Here is a 12,971-nt window from a genome sequence, read left to right as displayed (position 1 = left end):
CAACTTGACGGGACACGGCCGCCAATTCTGGGCTTGGACTGCGATCGTGGTCGAACGCCACTGGGCATGATTTGCCCTTTATAATTTCCCTCATTGTACCGTCTGCTCTATCTCGCACTTGGGATTGCTTGGCATATTATGACCTGCTCCGAAAGGTCTCGCTCTATCTCGACAGCCGCTTGACCCAGTCCATGCGGGACATTCGCCTCCGATATGTAGTCTCGCCTATCTTCGTCGATCAGCGCGAAGAGCACTGTTGTTCTTGGGCCCGACCGGGCCCAAGAACCTTATCAATGTCACTTCTTTTTTGGCAATGCATAAGCCATGAGATAGTCCGACTGACCGTTTTTCATCTGCGGATGCCCCGATGCGGGGATGATGATGAACTGTCGTCCGCTCCGCTTCGAATAGTAGGACATGGGTCCCGAATGACCGCCGGCAGGCAGACGGTCCTGCCAGAGCAGATTACCGTTACGCATGTCGAAGGCGCGAAACGTCCGCTCCTGCGTTGCAGCGATGAACATCAGGCCGGAGCGCGTGACCAAAGGTCCACCGAGCGCGGGAACGCCCATAGGAAGCGGCAGCATCGATGGAATACCCAATGGGCCGGTGTCGCGGCCCGTTCCAAGAGGCTGACGCCACACGGTCTTGCGCGTCTTTAGATCGACCACCGCAACCTCGCCATAGGGCGGCTGGATGCAGGGTGTGTCCAGCGGCGAAAGGAAACCGCCCGTGCGGGTCGCATAAGGCGTGCCTTCCTGCGGCCAGGCCTTCAGGTTGATCGGAACCGAGCCGGCCAGATAGGATTTCACATTGTCCTTGCGCGCCTGCTCGCGGGTTATCATCTGGTTATACATGGCGAAATGGTTGACGTTGAGCGCCATCAGCTTGCGCTCTGGATCGACCGCGACGCCGGCCCATTCCGATCCGCCCAGATAGCCCGGATATACGATCGTTGGCTTCATCCCGATGGGCGTGAAATCGCCATCATAACGGGCCTGGCGGAACTTGATGCGGCACCACAGTTGGTCGAACGGACTGATGCCCCACATATGGGCCTCGGTCAGCTTTTCGCCGCCGAAACTGGGCATGCCCACCGGGTAGGGTTGCGTGGGCGACAATTTTTCGCCTGGCACCGGGTTCTGCGGAACAGGCACTTCGACCGTTTTGACCAGCGGTTCGCCGGTTCGCCGGTCGAGTACGAAGAATACGCCACGTTTCGTCGGCTGGATCAGCGCCTGCCGCATGCCCTTGCTGGTCGGCAGGTCGATGAGGGTAGCAGGGGACGCGATGTCATAATCCCACACGTCCCGATGGGTCGTCTGATAATGCCAGCGCAACGATCCGGTATCGACATCGATCGCTACGACGGAACTGGTATATTTGTTCATGACGTCGCTACGATGCGCCGCCACATAATCGGGGGTGGCATTGCCCAGCGGCACGTAGACCATCCCCAGGTCGGAGTCTCCCGTCAGCGGCGCCCAGGCGTTGGGCGTGCCGAGCGTAAAGGTTTTTCCTGGCGGTGGCAGGCCATGATCATCGGGCCGTCCCATGTCCCATGCCCAGGCAAACTTGCCCGTTACCGCGTCAAAGCCTCGGATGACGCCGGAAGGTTCGAGCGTCGACTGGCCGTCCAGGACGGAGCCGCCGACGATGACCTTGCCACGAACAATCACCGGACCCGAGGTCAGATAATAATAGCCCTTCTTTACTGCGCCCATGGCCTGGGTCATGTCGACTTCGCCGTTGCGCCCGAAGCCGGCGCAGCGCCGGCCGCTGCCGGCGTCAATGGCGAACATCCTGGCATCGCGCGAAAAGCTGATAATGCGTTCGGCGCAGGGGCCAGTGGCATCAGGCACCTTGTAATAGGCAACGCCGCGGCACACGCCCATTGCGACCGTCGAGAGATCCAACTTGGGGTCGAACCGCCATTTGATCGCTCCGGTCTCGATGTCGAGCGCGATGACCTGATTGATGACGTTGCAGGTGTACAAAGTATCGTTGATCATCAATGGCGTCGCCTGGATAGCCCCGACGACGCCCGCCGGGGGCATGCCCAGACGCGTTTTCCATGCGACCTGCAGATGCTCCACATTGACGGGCGTGATCTGCTCCAGTGCCGAGTAGCGGTCGGAACGGCTGCTCCCGTTGGAGAAGGGCCAGATGGATGCTGCGGGTGAGGGGGCCGGGCCGTCCGCGATTTCCAGCGGGCCTTCGCGATCCGACAGTGCATAGGCGGCAACGGCCACTGACAGGATGCCGAGGGCGGCAATGACAGCCCAGCGCCGCCGGCCGGACTGCATGCCGACGCTGCGCGCGCGGGAGCGACGAAGCCGATGGGCGAGCGTGACCAGTGCGCCCAGCAGGACGAAAATGCCCAGGCGGGGGAACAAGGCCCAGCCGTTCAGGCCGACTTCCCAAAGCGCCCAAGCCAGCGTTCCCGCCGCAGTGGCGGCGAAAATCCATGTCCCGGTGGCACTTCCCTTCCAGAGGAACATGCCGGCGGCGACCAGGGCGACGCCGCATAGAAGATAGTAGGAGGATCCGCCCAGCGTCGCCAGCTGAACACCCGGAATGGCGAAACCAAATCCCGTCAGGATGAGGATGAACCCGACCAGTTTCGAGACAAGTGGAGGCCATCTTCTCTTGCGGTCGGTGTGCAGCACCATCTGCGTCTCTGCCCCGCCGTTGCTCCCACTAGCTGTCATCCATTCTCTCCATCCCGACGCCGCGTGTTATCGCGCTTCGATTGATATGCTTCGTTCGATTTTCCATGGATCGCCCTTTTGGAACGGCCCGCTGGCGGTTGCCCCGTTACGTCATAGCTGGTGTCGCTCGGTTACGCCTGCCCGCTTCGAACACGATCATGACGAACAACAAGCAAGACAATGCCAGAGCAGCTGCGCAGGATGCGAATGGCAAGGCGTAGCTTCTGCTGGTTTCAAACAATAGCGCCGCCAGCGGTGCGAACGCGAAAAGGAACGGCAGCTTGATTGCGTAGCTCAGCCCTATCGCCCGGCTAATGCTAGACACGGGTACGAGCGCACCCAAAGCTGCTCCATGCAATGTCATCATCGGAACCGCGCTCATGCCCATCAGCGCTGCCACCAGATAAAGAGAGGTGCCTTTGACCATCAGCAGCGCGCAGAACAGCAGCATCTGACACAGGCTTGTCAGCACCAGAACCTGAGGGGCGCCGATCCGGTCAGCAAGACGGCCGACTATCAGAACGCCGATAAGGCCCGATGCGGCATGCACTGACAGCAATTTTGAGGCAGTCTGGATCGTCATGCCCTGACCGACGCCAAACGGAACGATGTGAACGACAAAAACAATTCCGCATCCCGCCATGATGCCGATCGCGATTGAAACCAACCAGAAAGGTCGGCTCCGCAATATGTCGCCGGTGGACATCGGCGCGGCAACGCCGGCGTCGGCTGGTGAGGCCGCATTGGTAACGCCGTTGCCTGTTCGCAGGGTCTGGGAGGGATAGTCGCGCAGGAACAATAGCAGTAACGGAACTAAGACCAGAAAAAACGCTGCGGCCCACATCAGAATGAGCGAACGGCCAAATTGTGGTAATAGCTCGCCCACCAAATAGGGGGTCGTCAATAGTGCCACGGGCAGATTAACGATCGACAATATGGTCGCGCGACCGGTCGTAAACCATCGACTGATCATGGTAAGCGGACCAATCACCCCGGTAAGAGACATGCCTGAGCCGACAAGAACGAACATCACGAGGCCGATGGGATAGACGGTGATGGTGGCCAAGCCAAAATATCCCACCGCGCTCAACACTGCCCCCAACGCCATCGCATAGCGCACAGGGATACGCTGCATTAGCCCGCCCAGAAAAGGCGCAAGGCCTCCCAAGGCCAGATTGATGAGACTCATGCCCATACTGGCACCCGCACGGCTGACACCAAAATGCGATTCGGTGGCGGCCAGCAATGGGCCGAAGGAGCCGAACGCGAAGCCAATCGCCAGATTTTGCGACAGGAAGCATAGCCCCACTATCAGCCATTTTGTTACCGGCGAGTCTGCGCGCATGCGTCCGAATCCTTGTTCATCATTGTCGAAAGCCTGCGCAACAGGTCAAGGTGCCGCGCAAACATATAGTGGGACGGCCGGCACGAGCTATCGCTACACCTGCAATCTTAAATGCCTGTCACGGCATGCTCGGCCGATTCAGCGCTGCGGCGGGCTAAGGCCATGATGTCTCTATTCAGTGCGTAGCAGGCGTTGCCGGAGTCTTCCGCAGCAGACGTCTTTCATGTAGTCGACTGAGATAACGACATACTACTAATCGCGTGAATCCAAAGTTCGTCGGATAAAGTCTGCTCGATTTTCTGGCAGAAGCGCTTCACTGAGGCTTGGATTTGGTCCATCGATATGGCGTGGAGTTTTCCTTATGCCGGTCGATGATGGTGAGGATGTTTGCCTCCAGTTGGCCGCTTATACGATGGACGTCGAGCCCGTCGAGTGCCGCTCGGTCGATCTGCTTGAGAAAGTCAGGGAACTCTGTTTCCCGGATTCTCCTGCAGCATTTGACGATGAAGCAGCTCAAAGCGATGTCAAGTGCTGCAAATATAGATGTCGGCCTATGCTCTACATGGCTGTGGGTCCGGCGTTAGGGGGATGTCCGGCATCATTAACAGCACTGGCTGTTTGCGGTCGAGCGTCTGGACCTGATCCTTCTCATCGACGCTAAAGACGATCGCGGGGGTTGACGGCGACAGGTAAAGTTCAAAGATTTATGGCATGTCGCCCGCCGACCTCGCCAATTATCATTGTCCCTTGCTGGTCTCCTCATTCATTTGAAGGCAGGCTTCGTCGACATGAAGGCCCTTATGCGACCGCTCAATTGACTACCACGGAATGCCGTATTTGCCAAAATTGACGGCACCGATGTACATTCCAGTGAACCGTGCCGCTGCAAAAGCGAAGGGGGACGACGGAGCTAACTCCGCCGTCTCCGATCTTTCTCAGCTACCGAATTTGTACGTCGCGCGGATCATGACTTCCCGTCCCCGGCTGATGACAGCAAACTGATCTTCCAGGGGATTGCCCGCTGTGAAGTTACCGGTAAGGGGGACGCCCTGTGAGGTTGCCCAATAATGCTGATCGGTAAGATTGCGACCGATCAGCGCCAGTTCCCAACGATCGTCCTGTGCGCCGATCCTCAAAGTAGCGTCAAGAAGGGCGCGCCGCGGTGAGACAGCGTGGGGCGTAGACTTGGCATCGGTGATTTCACTGCTGGTATAATTCAGATCAGTGGAGAAACCGAGTTTCAGATCGCTGCCGATCGGCGCTTCATAACCCATGCCCAGGGAGCCGCTAAGCTTCGGGGCGTTACGGAGAGTGGTGCCGCCGAGATCCTGTACCGGCGCGCCTCCGCTATTGACCATATCGCATCCCAAGGCCGGCGTTTGTCCGGTATAGCAAGGCGCCAAATATTCATCATATCGACCCCGGTTATAGGCAATCGCACCACGCAGCGTGAAGCCATCGATCGGCGTGCGATAGTTGAAGTCGAATTCGGCGCCCTTGACGCTGACCTTGCCGGCATTGCGGATCGTTCCGACGGTGCCGGCAAAGCTCGTGATCTGCAATCCCAGGATGTCATAGCTGTAAGCGGCGAAGTTCACACGCAGGGCTCGATCGAACAGAGCGGCTTTCAACCCCGCTTCAAATCCGCGAACCTTCTGTGGCCCATAATTTATCGGCAAGGATACATCTGCGGAGGAGCCGTTATATCCGCCTGACAGGAAGCCACGCTTGTACGACCCGAAGATGGTGAGATCATTGGTAGGACGATAGGAGAGGGTAACCTCCGGCGAGAAGTCATTGAAGCTGACTTTACCCGGATTGACGGGAATAACCGTTCCGGGGGACACAGTCGGGTTGCCAGTGACGTCAGCGATCAGGAGGGGAAGCCGCTTTTCCTCATGAGAATAGCGTCCACCGCCTGACAATTCGAGCGTCGGCAGGATATCCCAGTTCAGTTGTCCGAAAAACGAATAGGCCTTGCCCTTCTGCTTGAATAAATATTCATTGAACTCGATCGGAGTGACCGGATTGGCGAAGGTATGTGCGCCGGTAGTTGCAAGCGTGTCCTGGTAAAGACCTCCGAGCGTGAAATTGATCGGGCCGTCAAAGTCGCTTTGAAGGCGCAATTCTTCCGTGATCTCCCGGTCATAATATGTGATCAGGGAAGGCAGCATCGGAAGGCCCAGCCCGTAATTGACTTCCTGGGTCGCGATTCCTGTCGTGAAATGCGATGATGTCAAATAGTTTATGCGGTAATATCCGGTGACTGATGTCAGCCTCAGTTGATCCGTCAGATCGTAGTTGAGTTCCAATCCACCCAGTTGCTGGTTCACGCGAGCATAAGGCGTTCCATCGCCAAACGCAGGTTCGAATTGGGTGAAGTTGGGACCAATATTTGCGTGGGAAACCTTGTTGTTCGCACGACATTCATCATTAACGCCGACAAATTGTGGAACGCCACCATAGGGGCAATGAATATACTGGAAATTATAGGAACTGTCAGCACCACGACCACGGCCATATGTGAATTTAAGCTTTGCACTAAAGCGATCGCTCGGTTCGAACAGCAGCGTCCCGCGCACGCCCCATTCGTGGTTCTTGGGTCCATATTCTCGATTGGGCGACAGGATGTTGCCCTGGGTCTGGAAGGACAGATTCTTGACCCAGCCGCGCATATCGGATGTGTAGAAGGCAATCCTCGCGCCGAGCGTGTCCGTAACCGGTCCTGCAATATACCCTTCCGTCCGCCATTCATGCGCGTTGACTTCGTACCCGACGGATAGCTTGGCCGACAGCGACGCCGTCGGATCGGCCGTCCTCATCGAGATCACGCCGCCGGGGCTGTTCTTGCCAAAGAAAAGTGTCTGCGGACCCTTGAGAACTTCTACCTGAGCGATGTCGAAATTACCGAGCCGCCGGACGGAGGCCTTGGCGACTTGAACACTGTCGATATTGAAGGAAACGGCCTGATCGCCCAGGGGATTGGTATCAGGACCCGCGATGCCGCGCAGCGTGATGGTCCCGCCCTGAACAGTCCCCCCGCCCTCCGCGATGTTCAAAGAGGGAACAAGCCGTGCGATCCCGTCCAGGTTACTGATCCCGCGACGGTTGAGTTCGCCGCCGCTGACGGCGGTGATGACGACCGGCACCGCGATGGCGTTTTCCTCGCGCTTGCGTGCGGTGACGATGATGTCGTCTTCGCCGCGCGTGGTGGCCACCGGAGCCGATTGAGCATAAACTTGGGCCGCAGGCAGCAGGGCCGAAACGGCTACACTCGCCAAGAGCGCGGCGCATGGGCGTTTGTTCATATATCCTCCCCTTTTTCTTCCAATACCGGACCGGCAATCTCGACTGCTGCCAACTCCAGAAGATACAACCTGCGCAACTCGCCGGGGCAAAGCAACAGATCGACCAATAGCTGCGGTGCAAGGCTCATATCTCTTCATGTGAAGACTTGAGTTTTGCAGTGGAGATATATCCCTGACAGGGTGCTGAGGCGCCCGGTGTTTTGAGGAGGCTCCAATTTGTGAGACGGAGCATCCGTTATGCGCAAGACAACCAACAAATTTTCACCTGAAGTCCGGGAACGGGCGGTTCGTATGGTGGTGGAGCAGCGGGCCGAGTACGGCTCGGAATGGGAAGTGATGAAGTCGATCGCGGCGAAGATCGGCTGCTCGCTGGCGACCGATGGCCGGGAGCGTCTGAGATTGCTGGAGCGCGAAGTGAAGGAACTACGCCGGGCCAACGAGATTTTGCGCAAGGCATCTGCGTATTTTGCGATGGCGGAGTTCGACCGCCCCGGGAGATGATGATGGCGTTCATCGACGTCCATCGCGAGGATTTGGGGATCGAGCCGATCTGCCGGGAACTGGCAATCGCCCCCTCATCCTGCCATGAACACTCCGCGCGTCGTGCCGATCCCGGCAAGCGTCCAGCCCGTGCGCAGCGCGATGACGAGATCAGGGAGCAGATCAAGCGGGTACATGATACCAGCTTTGGTCTCTATGGCGCACGCAAGGTCTGGCACCAGATGCGCCGTGAAGGCATCATGGTGGCGAAATGCACCGCGGAACGATTGATGCGAGCTATGGGGCTGGCGGGCGTCAGGCGTGGCAAGAAGACGATCACCACCGTCAGCAGCCCGAAGGCACCGTGTCCGCAGGACAAGGTCAATCGGGCATTTCACGTCAGCCGGCCAAACGCCCTGTGGGTCGTCGATTTAGCTGCGCTGCCCTTCGGGTCACCTACGTGCGTAGTTGGGCAGGCTTCGTCTATGTCGCCTTCGTGATTGATGCTTTTGCCCGGCGGATCGTTGGATGGAAGGTCAGTACGTCAGCCACTGCCAGCTTCGTTTCGGATGCCCTGGAGCAGGCGATCCATGCGCGTCGGCCGGGTCCAGAGGATCAGTTGATCCATCACAGCGACAGGGGAGTTCAATACCTTGCCATGAATTATACCCACCGCCTCGCCGAAGCCAAGCTCATCCCCTCGGTCGGCAGCGTTGGCGATTCCTACGACAACGCCTTAGCCGAGACAATCAACGGCCCTTCGGCCTCATCGGGCACATCCCGCCCGCTGAGGCCGAAGACAATTACTATGCAGCCCTCAAGAACCTCGACATGGCTGCATAGCCTAAAGAATACCGCCTCCTGAAAACACGGGCCGCTTCAGGAACTGGCTGGGCGGGTCTTGCGATCCTCAGGAGTTTGGCGTTACCGCCACCTGGCCACGGTCTTCGGGTTGATCCCGTCGCGCCTGGCCAGAGCCCTCAGCCTCTCTTGACTATCTTGTATTGCTCGACGGAATGCCGCTGTCGTGCGGGCGCTCCCGTGGAGAACCTGGCCCGTAGTGCATCCTTCCATTCCAGGCCGAAAATGCACCATCAAATCCCGGGACCAAACATCTAGGTAGCCGGTGTCATCCCAACGGGGCGACCTCTCTGGCTGTAAGAACCCCGACGCACGTCTTCGATCAGATCAAACTGAGTTGGCTCCCAGCCCAGTTCACGACGGCTGCGAACCGCGCGCGACCGACTGCTCACACCAAAAAACGGGTCTGCATAAATACCCCAGATTTCGCGGGCTTCTTCGAACGTCACGGAGCGGGTCGAACACTGCATCACCTCTGCGACGGCTTCGGCGACCGTTCGCCAAGCAACTTCGCCCGCAACCGCGTGATAGAGCGCACCGGGAACACCCTTATCTATGGCCAGCCTAAACATGCGCGCCAGATCGTCGACATGCACATGTGTGTAGAGGTTCAGTCCGGCGCCAACATAGCATGCGCTGCCGGTCTTCTCGACGGATTCGAAGATCGCGGGAATTTGAGCGCTGCCGTTACGACCCCATATCTGCGGTGGCCGCATCACGATGGCCCGGATGCCTCGCTCACTTGCCCGCCGAACCATGTTCTCGGTTTCGACGCGCAACTTCAGCCAGTGCTGGCCTTCATAAGCATCGTCCTCCGAATAGCTCTCTTGCCGCCATTCGCCCATCCGCGTCTTGATCGAAAGAACGCCGGTACCTGAGGTGTAGAGCAATGCCTTATTCGTTCCCTCGTAGGCGTCCAACAGGGCCTCAAGCGCGGGGACTTCCTCCTCAAACGGAACCACCGGCGCAAACACAATCGCGTCGGACCATGCCGCAGCCTCGCGAAGCACATCCAGATCGGTCAGCGTGCCGCTGATCGGCATGATCCCTTTCTGTTTGAGAGCTTCGGTCGATTCGGCATTGCGCGCCAAGGCGCCGACCTCATGACCATGCTCCTGGAGCTCCTTGGCGACATTGCTTGCAATATAACCATTCGCGCCAAATATGAATGTCTTCACCTATTATCTCCAATATATTGCAACGCATAGATTATCGAACAACTCGCAAATGTATTTGTTCGCAGCTCTTAAAAAGAAACGAAAACAAAAATTTCATTCTGACTATATTATAATAAAAACTTCGATCTATTCAGTGACGCACATGGCTTATCGGCGGCCCGAATATTCACTATGATGGATCGCAACAGACGATCTAATCTTGCGGGCGAACCCGCGTAGAAGATTGCCCATATTTACTGCTTTCGTAGATGATGCACCATCAGACCGGGACCAACCGCGACAAGAAAGTCATCCTTGGCGACTCAGATATGCATGCCGCCGCTCGCCTCCAGAACTTGACCGGTGACCCAGCGACCATCGTCGGACGCAAGGAACGCTACAACCGCTGCGATATCGTCTGGCTGGCCAATGCGGTTGAGTGCGGCCTGCGCGGCATAATATCGGGTAAGTTCGGGGTCCTCCAGCAGCTTCGCAATGAAATCGGTGTCGGTGGCACCGGGCGCGACAGCGTTAACAGTGACGCCCCTCTTGCCGAGATCGGCGGCGAGCGAGCGTGTGAAACTGTTTACCGCTGCTTTTGTAAGCGCATAGGCGATCGTGCCTGGATAGGCGGCGAGGCCTACCATCGATGATATGTTGATGATGCGTCCACCATCAGGGATGCGCGACACAGCTTTCTGGGTGACGAGGAACGTTCCTTTCACGTTAGTGGCGAGCAGATCGTCGAGATAGGCCTCGCTTACCTCGTTGAGGCTACCGCCTCCTCCAACGCCGGCATTGTTGACCAGAATGTCGAGAGGACGGTCGGCAAGGATATGGTCGACCTCGGCGAACAGCTTGTCGATCTCGCTGCTGTCGCGAACATCACCACCGAGCACCGCCGCCTTGCCACCGGACTCAACGATTTTGGCGACGGTTGCCTCTGCGCCCTCGCGGCCTTGCCTATAATGGCAAAGCACGAACGCACCATCCCGCGCGAGACGCTTCGCAATCGCCTTGCCAATACCACGTGAAGCGCCAGTCACCAGCGCGGTCTTGCCCTCCAGTGCACCCATCATTGGTCGTCCACTTCAAATTTATTACGTGTACCGCCGAAGCACATGATGATGTCGATATCGACACATCGCGATCACCGGCAGAAAAAGGCTGCGCGATGATGCGGCTTAGCTAGGAAGCGTTGAAACAACCTCGTCGCACGTGAATACGCGGAATTCGGCGCGATCCATGAAGTTCTTCTCGTCTTCCTCGAAAATCTTCCCGATAACGGGATCGGACATAATCCGCTGCGCTTCCTCAAAGGCTGCGCGATCGCGATAGCGGAGCTCTGTTATGGCGTCATAGGGGCTCTGGAAGGCAGTGGGAGTGTCGCTTGACCGGGCACCATATTCGACAAATTTGGGATAGTTACGTCGGTAGTCAAGAAACAGATGCCCCAAATATTTGTGGGCCAGCTCGGCGTGAACTGTCTCGTAGTGATGACGAAACTGTTCATGCGTAATGTCTGATCGACGCTTGAGTAAAACGATAGCTTTCATAACAAAAGTCCTTCGGTGCTAAGCTTAGGTGGGCGAGGCCTGCAAATTTGGCATGGCATGTGGTTGGATGGGAAGATAAATGGGATTACCCTATTCCGATCATTCGCCACCAAACTCTTGCGTGAGGAAGATACTTATTATCTCCGCCCTTCCCTTGCATTTCAAGCACGCATTCAAAAGAGATCAAGGAGCTATGCAGCAGTGGTCAACCATGGGTGGCTGAATCGAATTGGACAGCAGCACAATTGAGTGGTCGATCAGGCCCATCGCGATGCGTAGCTCACTATGCACTCGCCCTTCAGCGGTCTGTGATCATTGGAAGCGTGCTCGCCTCACCGTTGCGGCACGGGCGAACTTTCGGTCTGCAACTGGTTTGACGACCGCCGTGGTCAAGTCGACCAACTTGCCAAGATGGCGGGACCACCTTACGGCTTTCCTTCCAACCGCCATGTCCTGACTCGAAATTGTGCGCGCCGATTGGCATTTCGCTACGAACTTTGGGTTGCTGAAAAATATTTTAGCGGCACCAGGATGAGTTCCATCGAGTCGTGATTTGCGGATGCGGTTTTATTTCCTGATGAGCGTAGCTGTATCATGTCAAAGGCGAGGTATTATGAGCGCAATTATCGATAATGATGGTCGTGCCGTCCACTGCACTATCGAAGGAAGCATAGGATGGCTTCGGATCGACAATCCCAAGCGTATGAATGCACTCTCGATTTCAATGGCCGTTGCTCTGGCAGACGGTGTGAGCCATTTGGCAGCCGATGAGGCGGTGCGTGTCATTATTATCGCGGGTGCCGGTAATAAGGCATTTTGTGCAGGCGGCGATCTCGATGAGATTGTGAGCAGCGGCAGTGCAGCAGGCAGCACGGATTTTGCATCGGTGCTCAGTCGCGCGGTGGAGAGCATACAACGTGCGCTCAAGCCGACGATCGCGATGATACACGGCCATTGTGTGGGGGGCGGAGTGAGTATCGCCACGGCATGCAATCTGCGCATTGCAGCGAATGAATCAAGCCTGTCGATACCTATAGCCAAGCGTGGCCTGGCCCATGATGTCGCCGGCCTTCAGCGACTGGTACAGTTGATAGGTCCTTCGCGCACACGGCTGATGCTGTACACAGGTCGCAAGTTTGGGGCCGTTGAAGCCTATGCTATTGGCCTTGTTGACGAGCACGTCCCCGCCATCGAACTGCAAGACCATACAATCTCGCTGGCACAATCCATCGCCGCTAATGCACCGCTCTCGATCTACGCAACTCGGGTCGCGATTGACTACCTGTTAGCAGACCCAATTGACCGCAACCTTGACGCCTGCGAGAGAGCAATCGAAGCGTGCCTCATCAGCGAAGACCTAGCGGAATCTGCACGCGCCTCCCTCGATAAGCGGCCACCGGTCTTCAAGGGTAGATAGGATTCCGAATCGATCAGAGCCAGAAGGCGACGGCGGTGGCGAGTATGATTGCTGACCGATAGTTACGGGCGAACCTGTCGTAACGGGTGAAGACACGCACGAAATCCTTGCCGATAAATTTGCACTTTACAAGCCA

General features: G+C 57.3%; 8 protein-coding genes, 2 pseudogenes and 1 other annotated feature. Of the genes and pseudogenes, 2 read left to right on the top strand and 8 right to left on the bottom strand.

Translation table 11 applies throughout. The features are described 5' to 3' along the window. Nucleotides 1–296 precede the first annotated feature (296 nt). The 4 genes from K9B33_RS20390 to K9B33_RS23105 all read right to left on the bottom strand — a co-directional run bounded on the left by K9B33_RS20390 (nt 297) and on the right by K9B33_RS23105 (nt 7,492). A complete protein-coding gene (locus tag K9B33_RS20390; RefSeq protein WP_224550949.1) occupies nt 297–2,711 on the bottom strand; it encodes a membrane-bound PQQ-dependent dehydrogenase, glucose/quinate/shikimate family in 2,415 nt (804 codons plus the stop codon). A 106-nt stretch (nt 2,712–2,817) separates the two neighbouring features. Further along, a complete protein-coding gene (locus K9B33_RS20385) occupies nt 2,818–4,056 on the bottom strand; it encodes a CynX/NimT family MFS transporter (protein ID WP_224550948.1) in 1,239 nt (412 codons plus the stop codon). A gap of 935 nt (nt 4,057–4,991) precedes the next feature. Then, nucleotides 4,992–7,364 carry a TonB-dependent receptor gene (locus K9B33_RS20380; RefSeq protein ID WP_224550947.1) on the bottom strand — a complete coding sequence of 791 codons (2,373 nt, stop codon included), beginning with the start codon at nt 7,362–7,364 and terminating at the stop codon, nt 4,992–4,994. Then, nucleotides 7,361–7,492 carry a hypothetical protein gene (locus K9B33_RS23105; protein WP_263499658.1) on the bottom strand — a complete coding sequence of 44 codons (132 nt, stop codon included), beginning with the start codon at nt 7,490–7,492 and terminating at the stop codon, nt 7,361–7,363. Before K9B33_RS23105 ends, K9B33_RS20380 begins: the two co-directional genes overlap by 4 nt. A 109-nt stretch (nt 7,493–7,601) precedes the next feature. Here K9B33_RS23105 and K9B33_RS20375 point away from each other — a divergent pair. After that, nucleotides 7,602–8,687, top strand: a pseudogene (locus K9B33_RS20375) (IS3 family transposase). Continuing rightward, nucleotides 7,823–7,939, top strand: a sequence feature (AL1L pseudoknot). (Overlaps the previous pseudogene by 117 nt.) Before the next feature lie 84 nt (nt 8,688–8,771). On the opposite strand, the pseudogene K9B33_RS20370 reads toward K9B33_RS20375, so the two are convergent. The 4 genes and pseudogenes from K9B33_RS20370 to K9B33_RS20355 all read right to left on the bottom strand — a co-directional run. Then, nucleotides 8,772–8,918: pseudogene (locus K9B33_RS20370) on the bottom strand (IS481 family transposase); the annotation flags it as partial. A 41-nt stretch (nt 8,919–8,959) separates the two neighbouring features. Then, entirely contained in the window at nt 8,960–9,883 is a 924-nt protein-coding gene (locus K9B33_RS20365) for an NAD-dependent epimerase/dehydratase family protein (protein WP_224550946.1), read from the bottom strand. Nucleotides 9,884–10,185: 302 nt separating this feature from the next. Then, nucleotides 10,186–10,941 carry an SDR family NAD(P)-dependent oxidoreductase gene (locus K9B33_RS20360; protein ID WP_224550945.1) on the bottom strand — a complete coding sequence of 252 codons (756 nt, stop codon included), beginning with the start codon at nt 10,939–10,941 and terminating at the stop codon, nt 10,186–10,188. Nucleotides 10,942–11,046: 105 nt separating this feature from the next. Beyond that, nucleotides 11,047–11,418: an EthD domain-containing protein gene (locus K9B33_RS20355; protein ID WP_224550944.1), complete on the bottom strand. Its 372-nt coding sequence runs from the start codon at nt 11,416–11,418 to the stop codon at nt 11,047–11,049. Nucleotides 11,419–12,031: 613 nt separating this feature from the next. Between K9B33_RS20355 and K9B33_RS20350 the strand changes: the two genes are divergently transcribed. After that, nucleotides 12,032–12,835, top strand: coding sequence for an enoyl-CoA hydratase/isomerase family protein (locus K9B33_RS20350; protein ID WP_224550943.1), 804 nt, complete (start codon nt 12,032–12,034; stop codon nt 12,833–12,835). The last annotated feature ends 136 nt before the right edge of the window (nt 12,836–12,971 follow it).

Origin of the sequence: Sphingobium sp. 3R8, assembly GCF_020166615.1 — a bacterium.
GTDB classification, from domain to species: domain Bacteria; phylum Pseudomonadota; class Alphaproteobacteria; order Sphingomonadales; family Sphingomonadaceae; genus Sphingobium; species Sphingobium bisphenolicum.
Note: the sequence above shows the minus strand (reverse complement) of the source record. Positions and strands in the feature narration are given on the sequence as shown.